The sequence below is a fragment of the Allosphingosinicella sp. genome (genome assembly GCF_036402135.1).
GTDB lineage: Bacteria > Pseudomonadota > Alphaproteobacteria > Sphingomonadales > Sphingomonadaceae > Allosphingosinicella.
Map to the genome: position 1 here is coordinate 16,852 of NZ_DASWTN010000001.1, position 14,718 is coordinate 31,569.

A 14,718-nucleotide genomic window follows, 5' to 3' on the forward strand; every position below is an offset into this window, starting at 1 on the left:
CCCTTATAGAAGCGGTTCGCGGCAGGCCATCATTGTTGTAGGGCAGGGCCGATGACCGCGGCGCTGCTCCTTTCCATGCTTGCCATGACGTTGATCGTTGGCGGTCGCTATCTGGCGGTGAGCGGCGGCTTCGCCTGGCTGACGCAGCGGCGTCACCCGGGCCTCTACAAGGATCAGTCGGCGCAGATCGGGAAGGAGATCCGCTGGTCGCTGGCGAGCGCCGCCATCTATGGCGTCCCTGCGGGCGTCCTCGCTTGGGGCTGGCAGGAGCATGGCTGGACGCGCATCTATTCGAATGTTGCGGACTACCCGCTCTGGTGGCTGCCCGCGTCGGTGCTCACCTACCTCTTCCTGCACGACAGCTGGTTCTACTGGACCCATCGCTGGATGCACCGGCCGAAGCTGTTCCGCATCGCCCATGCGGTCCACCACGCCTCCCGCCCGCCGACAGCCTGGGCGGCGATGAGCTTCCATCCGGTCGAGGCGCTGACCGGCGCGATCGTGATCCCGGCGCTTATCCTCCTCATCCCTATTCATTACGGGGCATTGCTGTTTGTGCTTATGGTGATGACGGTTATGGGTGTCACCAATCACATGGGGTGGGAGCTGTTTCCGAAATGGCTGGTGGAAGGCGGCGCTGGGCGCTGGCTGATCACGGCAAGCCATCATCAGCGGCACCACCGCGAGTATAGGTGCAATTATGGGCTTTATTTCCGCTTCTGGGACAGGCTGTGCGGCACGGACAAAGGCCTTGGCGACTTTGGCCCTGATCCTCGCCTCGCCGATCGCCGTAGGCGCCGCGCCGGCGGGACAGCTTGAAGTAGAGCTTTCGAACCTCCGCAGCGGCGACGGACATGTCCGCCTGTGCCTCACCGCAAATCCGAAGCACTTCCCCAATTGCAAGGGCGATCCCGCCGCCCATCGCCTTGCGGCGCCTGCAGCCTCCGAGCGCCTCCGCTTCCGAAACCTGCCGAGCGGCGCCTACGCCCTCTCCGTGATCCACGACGAGAATGACAACGCGCAGCTCGACACCTTCGCCAGGATTCCGCGCGAAGGCATCGGCTTCTCCCGCAATCCCGTCGTCCGCTTCGGGCCGCCTAAGTTCGACGCGGCATGCTTCACGATCGGTGCGGGCGAGGCGCAGCAAAATGTGCGGATACGCTATTTCCTTTGACGGTGTGCAGGTAGTGTGAGTGGGCTAGTAAGGCTCCTCTCACCTCTTCTCCGCCACGACCTGTCCCGTCGGAGCAAACTCCCTGCTTTCTCATGCGGTTGAACACTGACGCGTGGGGGGCGTGAGTAGGAGTAAAGGACATGAGAAGCACGATCTTCACCATGGCGGCCGTTTCGGCGCTGGCGATCGGCGTACCGGCGGCTGCACAGACGGCGAATGCCAATATAGTCAATCGCATCGGCAACCTGCAGACCCAAATTCAGGCGGGCGTGCAGGCCGGGACAATCACCCGCGCCGAGGCGCAGCCGCTTCGTCAGCAATATCGCCAGCTTCGTGATCTGGAGCGGCAGTATAGCGCGAACGGCCTGACGCAGACCGAACGCCGCGACCTCCAGACCCGCATCCAGAACCTGCGCGAGCAGATCCGCTTTGCGGCGCGGAACGACGCCACACGCTACGGCAATTCCGGCTTCATCGACGCCAATCGCGACGGCTGGGACGATCGCGACGCCAACCGCGACGGCCGGATTGATGCCACCTACGGCCAGGGCGGCCCCTATGAGGAAGCCTGCGAAACCCGAGGCGGCATCGGCGGCGTGCTCGACAGCGTGCTGGGGCGAGACAACGACTGCGGCCTCCGCGTCGGCATGCGCGCGGGCGCCAACCTCTATGCGGTGCCCTACCAGTACCGGAACCAGTTCCGCGACGGCAACGGCGTCGTCTACCGGTCGGACGGGCAGAATATCTATCAGATCGATGCCCGGACGCAGGTCGTGACGCGGGTCTGGGACATTCCGTAAGACCGCATCCTAATCGGAATCAATGAAGCGCCTCGGCCCCGGCCGGGGCGCTTTTCCGTTGGGGAAGCGCGTCCCGCCGACGCCGGAAGGTCACACTAAGGTCACACCAAAACCCATCACCGGTAATGCTTCCGCGACCGCTCTGCCCGGCCGAGCGGGTCGAGATAGCGGCACATGTCGGTGAATTCCTGGCGGCTCAAATCCTTGTCGCCGCGCTGGCTTCTTTCCCAGGCCTCAGCGCCGCGCGCGTCCTGCGCCGCCCGCGCCTCCGCCTCGATCCGGGCCGCGCTCTTCGCCGGGCGCTGCTCGGAGAAGAAATGCGGCAGCTTGCCGTCGGCGATGTCGGCGATCTCCAGCTCGTCGGCCAGCGTTTCGGGACCGAGCAGCTGCTCGGGCGGCGCGGGAAGCTGCGGCTCCAGCGCGCGGAGGCTGGCATCGACAGTGATCTCCGGCCCCGGCTGGGCGGGCGCGGCCGCGCCATAGCGTTCGGGCTTCAGGTTGCGGAGGAGGAACATGAGCAGCCGGTCGTTGTGAACGCGCTTGGTGCAGACCACCTCGCCCCATTCGTCATAGACATTCTGCTCGACGCCCTCGATCGCGCGTTCGAAGGCGGTGTCCTCGATGAGGCCGCCGGCATGGTGGCGCGCCGCGTCCCAGGCGCGGGCGAAGGCGGCGCCGTGCGGCGAGCGTTTGAGGCGATAGGCGCTTTCCCGCGACAGGCCGACCGCCTTGGCCGCGGCGGAGACCAGGCCGGTATCGGCCAGCACCTCGATGAAGCGGCGCTGCTTCTCCTCGGTCCAGCCATCGAAGCGCGGGCGGCGGCGGACGGGCACCCAGCGATAATCGGCGGGATCGTAGCCGTCCTCGGGCGGCGCGCCGTCGTCAGTGGCGGCAAGTGCCTGGCTCGGCGGGTGATCGAGGTCGGTGCGGGGATCGGATGAGTCGCTCATCCCGAGTGTAGAACAGACGAAATCCTACATTGGAAGGGGCGGCCTTCATCGCCTTGTTCAGGCAGCGGGCGGGCCGATCAGGTCCCAAAGGTTGCCATACAGGTCCTTGAACACGGCGACGGTGCCATAGGGCTGCTCGGCGGGAGGGCGGATGAAGCGCACGCCCTTGGCGGTCATCGCTTCATAGTCGCGCCAGAAGTCGTCGGTGCGGAGGAACAGGAACACCCGCCCGCCCGCCTGGTTGCCGATGAACTTCTCCTGCTCCGGCGTCGCGGCGCGGGCGAGGAGGAGGGTGGAGGCATTTTCGCCCGCACCCGGCGGCGCGATGAGCACCCAGCGTTTGTCCTGCTCCGGCTGATATTCATCAGCGACGAGCGTGAAGCCGAGCACGTCCGTGAACCAGGCGATCGCCTCGTCATAGTCACGGACGATGAGAGATATGTGGGCGAGGGTCTGCGACATAGCTCGATAGCAATCATCCAGATATTTTTTGGAAGAGCGAAAAAATGAGTCAAATCAAATAGATATCTCAGTTAACTAAGTTGTTGAGACTCTTGACGGAATCCGACAAAGTCGCATATAGAGTGTGACCCTGTCTTTCCTGAAGCCTCACGCCCTGCGAGAGGTACTCTGTAGGGATCGATGGGGTCACTTCCTAACGCCAGCTGCTTTTTTCGTGCGAGCGCTATCTTCGCGCGCGCTCGAAGGCATGAATAGCCAGTGTCGATATGGGTGCTGCCATCGATCCGACAAACCGTGGGGGGTACCAGTGCTGATGCCGACATTGAAGTTCGGGTAGAGTTCACAAATTCTTTGCTGAACAGCTTTGTACACCGCTGCCTTCGCGCGGGCTCGCTTGGTCCGTCGTTTAGCGGGGGGTATCGGGCGTGTGTGCCTCTCGTTGAGCCGCGATTGAGCAGCGCCTAGCACCACATCCAGCGCCTGCATGATGTTGTGCTCCTTGGAGTCTACTTCAGCGATATCCTCGTACGCGATCGAAAACCTAGCCCGGCGCCAGATTGGAAAGTCAGAGAGGCTAGATAGGTACTTTCTGAATTCATGTAGTTTATCTGCGTTGTGCGGGATTTTGTCCAAGAGAACCGCTGCCGATGCATCACCCGCCCCCTCCGTGCAGTAGCGGAAGCCGAACGCATGCTTGATGAACTGGTGATAAAGGAGAAAGTATTCATTATCGATCTGGAAGTCGTCCAGCAACGGGATCCACCTGTTCTGAGTGAACATGATACGGATTCTCATGTCGCCCCGCCGCACGATATCAAAAACCGCGTCAACAAACGTGATGTACTTGTCTTGGTATGGCTCAGTGATCCTTTGCCATTTCATCTCGCCATTGAAGATATTTAGGCTATCTTTAACAGCCTGAAGCTCATCCTCGATTGCCTGCTGCTTGCGCGCCTCGACCAGGGCACCGCCATAGAAGTGAGAGTAGAACTTACCCTTAGCGTCGGACTCGTCGCAGTAGAGGATGTACCTACTCATACAATTAGCGCCACAGACTTTGCCGAGCTCTTTCTGGCCCCCTTGGCCTTGGACTTCGGCTTCGGCGTCGGCTTCGGCTTCGGGGGACTAACGGGCGGCACATCTTCATCAAGATCGTCTGCCCCGATCTCGCTCGCGCGAAATATCAGAGCCTGCCACTTATCCTCGCGGACGCGGCCTTCTTCGTAGTGCTTGCGGATGACGTGGTATGGGTTCCAGACGAGCGCATATGACAACGGCCCGAATGGCCCGGGCTTGACATCAAGAAAGCCGAGCTCTTTCAATTTTGTAACCCGATCACGCCAAGTATATAGCGCACGCTGGCCGGTGTGCCCCGACGCAAATGCCATCTCTTGGGCGCTATTTAAGCTAAGAAAGCCCTCGTCGCGGAGCCGCGACCATAGTTCTAAGTAAACATGGGCTACCGGCTTACCCTTATCCGCTAAATCGTTCATTATCGTGAGCATTAGTGGCAGCGTTCGCGGTATGGTGGCGAAGCCATCTCGGTTCTTCCGATCCCAAAGATGGTCCTCTGTTACTCCGGGCCAGAGCTTCTGCCTGAGTTCCAGCTTCCGCTTTGCCGCCAACTTGGACGTAGATGGAAAAACTGCCATATTGCCTCCGAGGGAGCGGGTCGGCTTTGGACACCAACCCTTCGCTCCGATTGTGATCCCGTCGCAGGGTGGTGTGGTTGCGCCAAGTTTGGACCGAGGCGCGACCACACCGGATCGTCGCGACAACAGTCAAATGCATCATAGCTCGCGCAAAGTCGACTGTTCAGTTTGCGCAACTGAGCACCAGCTGATGTTCTTTTGCGACAATTTTGGGAGGTCGTATAGTGCAATACACGTGCATTCTCGAAGATCGAGTCTGTGGCGCACCTGCACGAGAAGTATTTAATAGCAGCAGCTTAGCGCGGGCTGGCGGTGCTCCATGTGCTCAATGTGCTCCATGTGCTCACGTGCTCCTGTGCTCCAGTCCTCGGGGCGGCTCAACTCCTACATGAACGGACGGCAGCTATATCCCGGCCTTAGCCATTCCTTGCGCCTGGGCGGCAAAAGGTGCCTGCGTTTTCCTTGCGGCGAGTTCATCCCGCTGTTGTGATTCCCCTCAAGGAGAAATGAGGGGCGTAAGAGTGAGCCGCTCCATCTCCGCCGCCCCTGTGAACCTCGCCTGTCGATGCCGTTCAGGCGGGCCTCACAGCACAAGGCGCTCTGTCACACCCAAGCGCTGGGGCGTGATGGAGGATGTTATGAAAAAGATGATGATGACGATGGCGGCGGTTTCGGCGCTCGCCGCGGCCGCTCCGGCCGCAGCCCAATATGGCGGCGGCAATTTCCAGGTGCGGATCAACGAGCTGCAATCCAGCCTGCAGGCCGGCGTCCAATCCGGCCGGATCACCCGGAACGAGGCAATGCCGCTTCGCGACCAGCTTCGCCAGCTAAGCGACCTAGAACGGCAGTTCAGAAGCGGCGGCTTCACCGCCATGGAGCGCGACCAGTTGCAGCAGCGCATTCAGATGCTGCGCCAGCAGATCCGCATGGCGACCCGCAACGGCGACAACCGCCCACGCTACGACCGTGACGATGACGATTACGAATATGGCAACGGCCGCGACTGCCCGCCGGGACTCGCCAAGAAGAACAATGGCTGCATGCCGCCGGGACAGGCCAGGAAGATGGGTCAGCGTTACGACCAGAATTGGGGCGGCGTGCCGAACCAGTGGCAGAACGAGTTTCGCGACACCAACCGCTACATGTACCGCTATGACGGGGGCCGCATCTACCAGATCGACCGCCGCACCGGGAACATCGTGCGGGTGATCAACCGCCGCTAAGTCTTGCTAACGTGTATGCGTAAGGGCGCTCCGGTTTCGGCCGGGGCGCCTTTTTCCTAATTGCATCCCTCCCTGAGGAGCAAAGCAGGCGCGATGCCCGCCGCGATTTCCTTCACCCGCCCGTCGCTGTCGAACAGGAAGCGGAGGGCGGGCGCTCGCCCTTCTCCGAGGACGTAGAGATCGGCATAGGAAAGCCTGCCGTCACGCCCCCGCTGCTGCGCGCCGTGAGACCAGGGTTCGCGTATCGCCTCCGGATAGGCTGCCCTGACCTCCACCTCCGTCGAGCCGATGACGATCCCGCGATCGGTTCGTATCAACGGCGGCACGCGGACATAGGCCGATAGCCGGACGGGCATGACGCTGACGCGCGTTATGCGCATATTCTCGACATAGAGCAGGAGGCCGGGAATCTCCGGGGCCGAATAGAGCCCGCATTCGTTGCTGTTGTAAGGCGATCCGGTGAAATTGTAGCTCTTCCGCACATCCTTGAGCAGGCTGCCGACGCGTATCTCGCTATAGCCCTCCGCCGTCAGGATCATCTTGCCCCCGGCAAGATCGAGCAGCCGCTCCTCTCCCGCCGTTGTTGAAGAAACGGAGGGCGGCCGCGGCGCGGGCGGGCGCGCCGGCGGAGGCGGTAGGGTCGACACCGAGCGCGGCAGCGGCGGCAAGCCGCGGGGATCGGGCGCCGGGACCAGGCGCAGCGAGTCCAGCAAGGCTTCCAGATGGGTCCGGCTCAGATCGCTCCAGACGTTTTACATGCAGGATTGCCCCGGTACCCAGACATAAGCGAGCGACCGCAGGCCCTGCCCAAGCGGGTTATCGCGCGAATAGGCTGAGAAGCTTCCAATGCCGTAGCCGGCGATGCTTCCCGGCGGCAGCCCTCCGGGACGGCCGAGATCCCGCGTATAAGGCCTGCCCCAGAGCGCCGCGCGCTTCAGTTTTTCCGCCGTGTCGATGTCCGGCCGCAGCCAGGTCCCCGCAACACCGTAAGCCGACGACGTGCCGGGAATATCGAATGCCACGCGCCAGCCGCCGCTCTGCGCTTCGCCTTTGGGCGTGCCGGGCGCGCCGCCGTTGGAGGAGAAGGCAAGCGGCGCGCAGGCCGAGCGATTTTCGGCTTTTCGCCATTCGGCAAGGGTGACCTCTGCGCCAAGGAGCGGCCTTGAGGGGGAGGAGGCGCGCTGCGCTGTGCCAGTTAGGGCGGCGGCGAACGTCGGTATCGCGCAGGCGGAGAGCAGGAGCGCAGTGGAGAGGAAGCGGCGGGAGACTTTCATGATGCCCCTAACGCGCGGGCGATCCGTTGTTCCGCCGCGGGATGCCCCGGGGGCGAAGCTGGCGCTTCAGTCGAAACGCACGTCAACTGCCGGGACCGGCTTAGCGAAGCCACGGAGCGTGTGGTTGTGGTGGGCGATGATCTGCGCGGCGGGAAGAACCGGCGTGTCGAACGTGGTGTGGCCGTCCGCCACCAGCGTGATCTCATAGCCCTGTTCGAAGGCGGAGCGGATGCTGGTGTCCACGCAATATTCCGTCTGCATGCCGCAGATGACGAGGTGATCGACGCCGGCGGTGCTCAGCCTTTCAGCAAGATCGGTCGCCTGAAAGGCGCTGCACTTCGTCTTGACGATGACGGGTTCGGAAGGATGAGGGGCGAGTTCGTCGCGAAAGGGGAAGCCGGGGCCGTCCGGGTGGAGCGGGTCGCCTTCCTCATCGCAGCTATGCTGGACGAAGAGCACCGGCGCCCCTGCCGCGCGGGCGCGGGACAGGAGCTCCGCGATCCGGGCGACGACGGCCTCCCCCTCATGCGGCTGTGCCTCGGGAAAGGCGAACATGCCCTTCTGAACGTCAATGATGACGAGCGCCTTCATGGTGCCAACCTACCCCGGGCTACTCGGCGGCGGGAAGGTAGATTTCGCCGCCCTTCTCCCTGAATTTCTCGCTCATTTCGGCCATGCCCTTGTTCGCCTCAAGGAAAGTGTCGGCGCTGGCGTTTTGCTTCGCTGCAAAATCCCGCACCTCTTGGGTAATCTTCATGCTGCAGAATTTCGGCCCGCACATCGAGCAGAAATGGGCGGTTTTGGCGCCTTCCGCCGGAAGCGTCTGGTCGTGATATTGCTCGGCGGTGTCGGGGTCCAAGCTCAGGTGGAACTGGTCGCGCCAGCGGAATTCGAAACGGGCGCGTGACAGGGCGTCGTCGCGGAGCTTGGCGGCGGGGTGACCCTTGGCGAGGTCGGCGGCGTGGGCGGCTAGCTTGTAGGTGACGACGCCGACCTTGACGTCGTCGCGGTCGGGGAGGCCGAGATGCTCCTTGGGTGTGACGTAGCAGAGCATCGCGGTGCCGAACCAGCCGATCATCGCGGCGCCTATCGCAGACGTGATGTGATCGTAGCCCGGCGCGATGTCGGTGGTGAGGGGACCAAGCGTGTAGAAGGGGGCTTCGCCACACGCCTCAAGCTGCTTGTCCATGTTCGCCTTGATCTTGTGCATCGGCACATGGCCGGGGCCTTCGATCATCACCTGAACGTCATGCTGCCACGCGATCTGCGTGAGTTCGCCCAGGGTGGCGAGTTCGGCGAACTGGGCTTCGTCGTTGGCGTCTGCGATACTGCCGGGGCGGAGACCGTCGCCGAGGCTGAAGGCGATGTCGTACGCCTTCATGATCTCACAAATCTCCTCGAAGCGGGTGTAGAGGAAGCTCTCCTTGTGGTGGGCGAGGCACCATTTGGCCATGATCGAGCCGCCTCTGGAGACGATGCCGGTGACGCGCTTCGCCGTCATCGGGATGTAGGGCAGGCGCACGCCGGCGTGGATGGTGAAATAGTCGACGCCCTGCTCGGCCTGCTCGATGAGGGTGTCGCGGTAGATTTCCCAGGTCAGGTCCTCGGCGATGCCGCCGACCTTCTCAAGCGCCTGGTAGATGGGGACGGTGCCGATCGGGACCGGCGAGTTGCGGAGGATCCATTCGCGGGTGTCGTGGATGTTGCGGCCGGTGGAGAGGTCCATGACCGTGTCGGCGCCCCAGCGGATCGCCCAGACCATCTTGTCGACTTCGCTCGCGACGTCCGACGCGACCGCGGAATTGCCGATATTGGCGTTGATCTTGACCAGCAAGTTGCGGCCGATCGCCATCGGCTCGGATTCCGGATGGTTGATGTTGTTGGGGATGATGGCGCGGCCGCGGGCGACTTCGTCGCGGACGAATTCGGGGGTGACGTAGTCGGGGATCGAGGCGCCGAAATCCTGGCCGTCGCGCAGTTGGTCGCGAATGGCTTCGCGACCAAGGTTTTCGCGGACGGCGACATATTCCATTTCGGGGGTGATGATGCCCCGCCGGGCATAGTGCATTTGCGTGACGTTCATGCCGGGCTTGGCGCGGAGGACGCGCTTGCGGACGTTTGGGAAGGGTTGGACGCCGCCTGAGCGGTCGGGGCCGAGCTGCCCATTATCCTCGGGACGGACCTCGCGCTGGGCGACTTCCTCCACATCGCCGCGGGCGCGGATCCAGTCGCGGCGGAGCTCGGGGAGGCCCGTCATGATGTCGATGGTGGCGGCGGGATCAGTGTAGGGGCCGGAGCAGTCGTAGACGCGGAGCGGCGGCTCGCCGGACGAGGGCTCAAGGTCGATCTCGCGCATGGCGACCCGGTACTCGCCGACATAGACCTTGCGGCTGCCGCGGATTGGGCCGGTGGTGACCTTCAGTTCGGTGCGGGCAGGTGCGTCGGCCATCTTCATCTCCTCAACTGGAAGGAGAACGGGCTCGCGCTCGCTCCCTCCCTACGCCCGTGTGAACGGGATCAGGTTCGGCGGGTCGCAGCCGTATCAGCCGCCTCTCAACCCTGTGCGCAGAGTCCCCCGGGGAAGCCGCATGCATAGGCCCAATCGGAGCCGGACGGAAGCGGCTGCGTTAGGGCCCGATGAACGTAATCGAAATTTTCCTGCCGCTCTACGACAATAGAGGTCGCCGCTTTGAGCGGACGCTCTACACCGAGGTGCGGAAGGAGCTGATAGAGAAGTTCGGCGGTCTCACCGCCTTTACGCGAAGTCCTGCCGAGGGGCTTTGGAAGGACGAAGGTGAGGTGGCGCGGGACGACATCGTCATCTTCGAAGTGATGGTGGACAAACTTGATCGCGGCTGGTGGTCGAGCTGTCGCCGAGAGCTGGAACGGCGGTTCCGGCAGGACGAAATCGTGGTGCGGGCCAGGGCATCGGAGCGGCTTTGATCCTAGCAGATCTGCTCGACGGCGAGGCTGCCGACGGGGAGCGGCTTCAGGAGGTCGCGGGCGGGGACCGATGGATCTAGCCAGCGGGCGAAGTGGGCAGGTGGCAGGACGACGACTTGGCGGCTGCGGTAAGGCGTGATGTCGGGACCGGGCTCGGTAGTGAGCATGGTGAAGGCTTCGCCCACGTCTGGAGCGGCGCGCCAGAGGCCGGCTATGCCGAACCATTCGGCGCCGGTCAGGGTGAAGCGCCATTTGTGCTTGCGCTTCGACTTGGGGTCGGAGTGGGTGGTGAATTCGTAGAAGCCATCGGCGAGGATGATGCAGCGGCCGTTCGGAAAGTCACGGCCGTCGGAGCGGAAGTTGTAGACGGGCTTGCCGCCTGGACCTGGCCAGCTCCAGCGGCGCTGGACGAGTTCGTAGCCGGCGGCTGAGGCGCGGACGATCGGGGCCCGATCAGTGATGCGGATGTCGTCGCGCGGTTCGAGGTTCGGAACGCCTTCGGGATAGGTGAGGCCTTCGAACATCTTCGCGATCTGCGTAATGTCGAGCTTGTTCGAGTAATCGTTGCACATCAGGCGGTGAGCAGCTCAAGCTGAGGCGGGGGCGCGGCGGCGGCTTCTTCGCCAAGGCTGGAGAGGCCGAGGCCAAGGAGGCGGATGCCTTTTTCGGCGGGGAGGAGGCTGCGGAGGAGCGCGGCGCCGATCTCCAGCATCTCTTCGCGGCTTGCCACTGCACGTCCGAGCGAGCGGGCGCGGGTGACGATGCGGAAATCCTGATATTTGACCTTCAAGTTGACGGTGCGGCCGGACAGCCCCTTCGCCTCGATGCGGGTCCAGAGGGTGCGGCTGATCCGGTCAAGCTCGGTAACCAGCGCTTCGTCCTCCGTGAGGTCGTCGAAGAAAGTGTCTTCTGCGCTGACGGACTTGTAGGGCCGGTCCGCCTTCACCTGCCGGTGGCAGATGGCGCGGGCGAGGTTGTAATAATAGCCTGCCGAGCTTCCGAAATTGTGCTGCAAGAATTCGAGGCTTTGCGCGCGGAGATCGGCGCCGGTTTCGATGCCGAGCCGCGCCATCTTCTCGGCCGTCTTCGGACCGACGCCATGGAAGCGCTTCACCGGCAGCGAGGCGACGAACGCCTCTCCCTTGGTGGGCGTAATGACGCAGAGGCCATCGGGCTTGTTCTGGTCGGAGGCGAGCTTGGCCAGGAACTTGTTGTAGGACACGCCGGCAGATGCGGTGAGGCCGGTCTCCGCCTTAATGCGGGCGCGGATCTCCTCGGCGATGCGGGTCGCGATGCCGATGCCCTTCAGGTCCTCAGTCACGTCCAGATAGGCCTCGTCGAGCGAGAGCGGCTCCACATGCGGCGTATATTCGTGAAATATGGCGCGGATCTGGTGCGACACCTCGCGATAGGCGTCGAAGCGCGGTTTGACGAAAATGAGGTCAGGGCAGCGGCGCTTGGCGGTGACGGACGGCATGGCCGAGCGGACGCCGAACTTCCGCGCCTCGTAACTTGCGGCCGCGACCACGCCCCGATGGCCGCCGCCAACGGCGAGCGGCTTGCCGCGAAGCTCCGGATTATCCCGCTGCTCCACCGACGCGTAGAAAGCGTCCATGTCGATATGGATGATCTTCCGCAAGGGAGAGGCGCCGCCCGTGTCGTTCACGGCCTGTTCTTATAGCAGTTTGCTGCTCAGGCGCCAGAGGCCAATGCGGGCCTGCCGAGCCTCGCCAGCCCTCAAGACGGCTGACGCTCGGCCTCTTCCAGACCCTGCTCCGGCGTGGACTCATCCGACTGCCGGATCAGTTCCTGGTTTCCTTCGACTGGCTGGTCGGGAACCGCGGGCGGATGGTCTGGGTGGCCGTTGAAGGCCCGCTCTTCGGGATTGGGCGGTGCGACCGAGGCGGTCTCCATCGTCTCCTCGTCCACCAACTGCTGCTTGTCGTCGTTCATCGTCGTCTCCTTTGCGGAGACAACGCTCAATCCAGCCTTTGGACGCGTACGCTTTGGCGGTTAAGGCTGGCCGATCCGCCGAAGATGGTCATGAAGCTGATGTCGGTCGCATCCCGCCCGACCCCGATCCGCACCAGCCCCTCGACCGGCGCGAGGCCGGTCGGATCGACGAGCTGCCAGCCGCCGTCCAGCCACACCTCCACCACCGCGTGGAAATCAGGCGGTTTCAGGCCCCAGGCGTAGGCGCTCACCATCCGCGCCGGAATGTCGAGAGCGCGCGCGAGGCTGATCATCACGTGCGCGAAATCGCGGCATATGCCCTTCTTCTGCTGGAACGTATCATGGGCGGTCGTGGTCGCGTCGCTGCAGCCGGGGACATAATCGAGGTTCTCGCGCGTCCAATCGGCGATCGCCTGCACTTTCGCTCCGCCCTGGAAACTGCCGAACTCCTTCACTGCGAAGCCGTGCAGCTTGTCCGACTGGCAGTAGCGGCTTGGCCAGAGGAAATGGATCACGTCACCAGGCAGGTCAGACAGCGCGGCGATCCTCATGCTGGAGAGGTCGGACGCCGTTCGCTCCACTTCGACGGTAGCCATGTAACGAGCGGTGAAATGCCCCTCGCCGCTGGTCCAGACGCGGCGGCCGATGCCCTGCAGCCCCTCTACCGGCTTCAGCGCCTGGTCGCTGGCGACCGTCAGCTTGTCCTCGACGACGCGCTGGTCGGGCATCTGCGCCGCTTCGAGCTGTAGCAGAACATCCGCGCGGCGCGGCAGATGATAATCCAGCTCTGCGTCTATGCTGAGGCGCATTCCCATCCACTCTCCGGAAAGGCCGAACCGAACAGGCAAGGCTCCGTTCCGCGCCAAATCTGTCGGAACGTCGCGCTTCCTCTAACGGCCCGCCGCGCGCTTTGAAATGCGCCGCAACACCGATCACCCAATCCAGTTGTCAATGAAAGGAGAATGAAGATGCGCGACAATAGCGGCGGCGGAAAGAGCCAGAACAACAACCACAATCCCACTATGCGCGATCATGAAAAGGACAAGGGCGTGTCGGGCAACGCCATCATGGGCGAGAAGAAGTCGGCGACCTCAGTCGACCGCAAATCAGCGCGGAAGACTGGCGCGAACACCAGCCCCTGACGCACCGGATTATTGGCGCGCGGTACGAATCTCCGCGCGCCAGGTCGTGATGTAATCCACCGAGCCGCGGCACTCGCTCATATCGGCACGCTCGACCAGCCGGAAGCGGGTGCCGTCCCAGGCATAATTGTGGATGACGCCGCAATCGCCGATGCCGCGCCCCTTCATATAGGTGGTGAGAAGGTTCTTCTCGGGCTCCCACATAGCGTTGAAGGCAATGCCCGGCGGATTGTCGGTCTCGTCGAACGAATCGGTGTCGAACCGAACCGGTTTCCACTTGCCCTCGCCCCAATTGACCAGCAGCAAAGAGGCATGATTGTAGGCGCCGCTCCAGCAGCGGAGCGGGATCATGGCGAGCGTGTGATGAGCATCGAGCCGCGCCGTCTCCGCGCCCGGTTCTTCGGCCTCAAGCTCAAAGTCGCAATTGTCCTTCTGCAGCTGCTTCACCATCGCTTCTCCTATGGTCAGCGGCGGCTCCTTGGACGGGGGCGGCACTTCGACGACCGGCAGGATCGGCGCCTTCGGCACCTTGAAGCTCGGTTCCGATCCCTTGCGGATGAGGGCGCTCATCGTCTCCACTCTCTTCTGCCGGTCATCCATGTAGAGGAGGGCGGCGTTCAGGCCCTCCAGCGATGTCACCGCATGGATGCTGCCGTCCGCCTTCAGGAACTGGAGCTGCCGTCCCGGCTTCACCGCATCCAGGAAATAGGTGCGCGCCTCGCCTTCGATCGGCCATACTTCCCGACTTGGAGTGAGCGTGAGGCGAAGCGGCTTTCCGTCGACGGCGAGCGCCTTCACCTGCGGATCGACCGACCAGATTTCGATTTCCACTTCGGCATCGGGTTCGGGGCCGCGCTTGATGCTGACGTCGAAGCGCTGCTCGGCAGCATCGGGGCCGAGCGACGTCGCGTGACAGGCGCGGCCATTGTCGCAGCCGACCAGCCAGTCCTTGAAGAGTTCGAGCTTCGTAGGCTGCGGAATCACGGCTGCCGTGAGCGAAAGGGCGATTACCATCCAAGTCTCCCCCGAAATTCAACACAGTCTGCCTTATGCGGGGTGCTCGGAAAAGAGCTTGCTCTCCCGACCGCGCTAAAGTGCCTCGCTACATGCCTGTTTTTACGCTAAGGGATTCGGCGGTGCGCCAT

General features: G+C 63.2%; 19 protein-coding genes and 1 riboswitch. Of the genes, 6 read left to right on the plus strand and 13 right to left on the minus strand.

Annotated features, from left to right (window positions below; genetic code table 11):
- Positions 1–51 precede the first annotated feature (51 nt).
- The 3 genes from VGD10_RS00085 to VGD10_RS00095 all read left to right on the plus strand — a co-directional run bounded on the left by VGD10_RS00085 (position 52) and on the right by VGD10_RS00095 (position 1,974).
- Complete coding sequence (locus VGD10_RS00085; protein ID WP_331038745.1) at positions 52–819, plus strand: sterol desaturase family protein; 768 nt, start codon at positions 52–54, stop codon at positions 817–819.
- On the plus strand, positions 752–1,174 hold the full coding sequence (locus VGD10_RS00090) for a DUF2141 domain-containing protein (RefSeq protein WP_331038746.1): 423 nt from the start codon (positions 752–754) through the stop codon (positions 1,172–1,174). The genes VGD10_RS00085 and VGD10_RS00090 overlap by 68 nt, the downstream gene beginning before the upstream one ends.
- Positions 1,175–1,314: 140 nt before the next feature.
- Complete coding sequence (locus tag VGD10_RS00095; protein WP_331038747.1) at positions 1,315–1,974, plus strand: hypothetical protein; 660 nt, start codon at positions 1,315–1,317, stop codon at positions 1,972–1,974.
- A 116-nt stretch (positions 1,975–2,090) separates the two neighbouring features.
- Here VGD10_RS00095 and VGD10_RS00100 read toward each other — a convergent pair whose 3' ends face one another.
- From VGD10_RS00100 to VGD10_RS00115, 4 genes are all read right to left on the minus strand, one after another.
- The gene (locus tag VGD10_RS00100; protein ID WP_331038748.1) at positions 2,091–2,924 is read right to left on the minus strand and encodes a hypothetical protein; all 834 of its coding nucleotides are present in this window, start codon (positions 2,922–2,924) and stop codon (positions 2,091–2,093) included.
- Positions 2,925–2,981: 57 nt separating this feature from the next.
- Positions 2,982–3,386 carry a VOC family protein gene (locus VGD10_RS00105; protein ID WP_331038749.1) on the minus strand — a complete coding sequence of 135 codons (405 nt, stop codon included), beginning with the start codon at positions 3,384–3,386 and terminating at the stop codon, positions 2,982–2,984.
- Between the two features lie 186 nt (positions 3,387–3,572).
- A complete protein-coding gene (locus tag VGD10_RS00110; RefSeq protein WP_331038750.1) occupies positions 3,573–4,424 on the minus strand; it encodes a DUF3800 domain-containing protein in 852 nt (283 codons plus the stop codon).
- Positions 4,421–4,879 (minus strand): hypothetical protein, encoded by a 459-nt coding sequence (locus tag VGD10_RS00115; protein ID WP_331038751.1) that lies wholly within the window; start codon positions 4,877–4,879, stop codon positions 4,421–4,423. The genes VGD10_RS00110 and VGD10_RS00115 overlap by 4 nt, the downstream gene beginning before the upstream one ends.
- Before the next feature lie 797 nt (positions 4,880–5,676).
- On the opposite strand from VGD10_RS00115, the gene VGD10_RS00120 reads away from it, so the two are divergent.
- Complete coding sequence (locus tag VGD10_RS00120) at positions 5,677–6,261, plus strand: hypothetical protein (protein ID WP_331038752.1); 585 nt, start codon at positions 5,677–5,679, stop codon at positions 6,259–6,261.
- 56 nt (positions 6,262–6,317) lie between these two features.
- On the opposite strand, the gene VGD10_RS00125 is transcribed toward VGD10_RS00120, so the two are convergent.
- The 4 genes from VGD10_RS00125 to thiC all read right to left on the minus strand — a co-directional run bounded on the left by VGD10_RS00125 (position 6,318) and on the right by thiC (position 9,984).
- Positions 6,318–6,974, minus strand: coding sequence for a hypothetical protein (locus VGD10_RS00125; RefSeq protein ID WP_331038753.1), 657 nt, complete (start codon positions 6,972–6,974; stop codon positions 6,318–6,320).
- Positions 6,975–7,013: 39 nt separating this feature from the next.
- Positions 7,014–7,535, minus strand: coding sequence for a hypothetical protein (locus tag VGD10_RS00130; protein WP_331038754.1), 522 nt, complete (start codon positions 7,533–7,535; stop codon positions 7,014–7,016).
- Positions 7,536–7,601: 66 nt separating this feature from the next.
- Positions 7,602–8,126 carry a cysteine hydrolase family protein gene (locus VGD10_RS00135; protein WP_331038755.1) on the minus strand — a complete coding sequence of 175 codons (525 nt, stop codon included), beginning with the start codon at positions 8,124–8,126 and terminating at the stop codon, positions 7,602–7,604.
- A gap of 19 nt (positions 8,127–8,145) precedes the next feature.
- Positions 8,146–9,984, minus strand: coding sequence for a phosphomethylpyrimidine synthase ThiC (thiC, locus tag VGD10_RS00140; protein ID WP_331038756.1), 1,839 nt, complete (start codon positions 9,982–9,984; stop codon positions 8,146–8,148).
- 28 nt (positions 9,985–10,012) lie between these two features.
- A riboswitch (TPP riboswitch) is annotated at positions 10,013–10,123 on the minus strand.
- 49 nt (positions 10,124–10,172) lie between these two features.
- On the opposite strand from thiC, the gene VGD10_RS00145 reads away from it, so the two are divergent.
- Positions 10,173–10,478 carry a hypothetical protein gene (locus VGD10_RS00145; RefSeq protein WP_331038757.1) on the plus strand — a complete coding sequence of 102 codons (306 nt, stop codon included), beginning with the start codon at positions 10,173–10,175 and terminating at the stop codon, positions 10,476–10,478.
- A 2-nt stretch (positions 10,479–10,480) separates the two neighbouring features.
- On the opposite strand, the gene VGD10_RS00150 is transcribed toward VGD10_RS00145, so the two are convergent.
- The 4 genes from VGD10_RS00150 to VGD10_RS00165 all read right to left on the minus strand — a co-directional run bounded on the left by VGD10_RS00150 (position 10,481) and on the right by VGD10_RS00165 (position 13,246).
- A complete protein-coding gene (locus VGD10_RS00150) occupies positions 10,481–11,050 on the minus strand; it encodes an SOS response-associated peptidase (RefSeq protein ID WP_331038758.1) in 570 nt (189 codons plus the stop codon).
- Positions 11,050–12,144, minus strand: coding sequence for a DNA polymerase IV (gene dinB / locus VGD10_RS00155; RefSeq protein ID WP_331038759.1), 1,095 nt, complete (start codon positions 12,142–12,144; stop codon positions 11,050–11,052). Before dinB ends, VGD10_RS00150 begins: the two co-directional genes overlap by 1 nt.
- A gap of 71 nt (positions 12,145–12,215) precedes the next feature.
- Positions 12,216–12,431, minus strand: coding sequence for a hypothetical protein (locus tag VGD10_RS00160; RefSeq protein WP_331038760.1), 216 nt, complete (start codon positions 12,429–12,431; stop codon positions 12,216–12,218).
- Positions 12,432–12,457: 26 nt separating this feature from the next.
- Positions 12,458–13,246: a transglutaminase family protein gene (locus VGD10_RS00165; RefSeq protein WP_331038761.1), complete on the minus strand. Its 789-nt coding sequence runs from the start codon at positions 13,244–13,246 to the stop codon at positions 12,458–12,460.
- 153 nt (positions 13,247–13,399) lie between these two features.
- Here VGD10_RS00165 and VGD10_RS00170 point away from each other — a divergent pair, with 153 nt between their 5' ends.
- Positions 13,400–13,573 (plus strand): hypothetical protein, encoded by a 174-nt coding sequence (locus tag VGD10_RS00170; RefSeq protein ID WP_331038762.1) that lies wholly within the window; start codon positions 13,400–13,402, stop codon positions 13,571–13,573.
- A gap of 9 nt (positions 13,574–13,582) precedes the next feature.
- Here VGD10_RS00170 and VGD10_RS00175 read toward each other — a convergent pair whose 3' ends face one another.
- Positions 13,583–14,587 carry a DUF1176 domain-containing protein gene (locus VGD10_RS00175; protein ID WP_331038763.1) on the minus strand — a complete coding sequence of 335 codons (1,005 nt, stop codon included), beginning with the start codon at positions 14,585–14,587 and terminating at the stop codon, positions 13,583–13,585.
- Positions 14,588–14,718: the final 131 nt, after the last annotated feature.

What these genes read in the sequence shown, in the direction of transcription:
- VGD10_RS00130 (WP_331038754.1), bottom strand. Translation starts at nt 7,535, where the DNA reads ATGAAAGTCTCCCGCCGCTTCCTCTCCACTGCGCTCCTGCTCTCCGCC.
- VGD10_RS00175 (WP_331038763.1), bottom strand. Translation starts at nt 14,587, where the DNA reads ATGGTAATCGCCCTTTCGCTCACGGCAGCCGTGATTCCGCAGCCTACG.
- thiC (WP_331038756.1), bottom strand. Translation starts at nt 9,984, where the DNA reads ATGGCCGACGCACCTGCCCGCACCGAACTGAAGGTCACCACCGGCCCA.
- VGD10_RS00115 (WP_331038751.1), bottom strand. Translation starts at nt 4,879, where the DNA reads ATGAACGATTTAGCGGATAAGGGTAAGCCGGTAGCCCATGTTTACTTA.
- VGD10_RS00095 (WP_331038747.1), top strand. Translation starts at nt 1,315, where the DNA reads ATGAGAAGCACGATCTTCACCATGGCGGCCGTTTCGGCGCTGGCGATC.
- VGD10_RS00110 (WP_331038750.1), bottom strand. Translation starts at nt 4,424, where the DNA reads ATGAGTAGGTACATCCTCTACTGCGACGAGTCCGACGCTAAGGGTAAG.
- VGD10_RS00120 (WP_331038752.1), top strand. Translation starts at nt 5,677, where the DNA reads ATGAAAAAGATGATGATGACGATGGCGGCGGTTTCGGCGCTCGCCGCG.
- VGD10_RS00165 (WP_331038761.1), bottom strand. Translation starts at nt 13,246, where the DNA reads ATGGGAATGCGCCTCAGCATAGACGCAGAGCTGGATTATCATCTGCCG.
- VGD10_RS00145 (WP_331038757.1), top strand. Translation starts at nt 10,173, where the DNA reads ATGAACGTAATCGAAATTTTCCTGCCGCTCTACGACAATAGAGGTCGC.
- VGD10_RS00135 (WP_331038755.1), bottom strand. Translation starts at nt 8,126, where the DNA reads ATGAAGGCGCTCGTCATCATTGACGTTCAGAAGGGCATGTTCGCCTTT.
- VGD10_RS00160 (WP_331038760.1), bottom strand. Translation starts at nt 12,431, where the DNA reads ATGAACGACGACAAGCAGCAGTTGGTGGACGAGGAGACGATGGAGACC.
- VGD10_RS00085 (WP_331038745.1), top strand. Translation starts at nt 52, where the DNA reads ATGACCGCGGCGCTGCTCCTTTCCATGCTTGCCATGACGTTGATCGTT.
- VGD10_RS00170 (WP_331038762.1), top strand. Translation starts at nt 13,400, where the DNA reads ATGCGCGACAATAGCGGCGGCGGAAAGAGCCAGAACAACAACCACAAT.
- VGD10_RS00105 (WP_331038749.1), bottom strand. Translation starts at nt 3,386, where the DNA reads ATGTCGCAGACCCTCGCCCACATATCTCTCATCGTCCGTGACTATGAC.
- VGD10_RS00100 (WP_331038748.1), bottom strand. Translation starts at nt 2,924, where the DNA reads ATGAGCGACTCATCCGATCCCCGCACCGACCTCGATCACCCGCCGAGC.
- VGD10_RS00150 (WP_331038758.1), bottom strand. Translation starts at nt 11,050, where the DNA reads ATGTGCAACGATTACTCGAACAAGCTCGACATTACGCAGATCGCGAAG.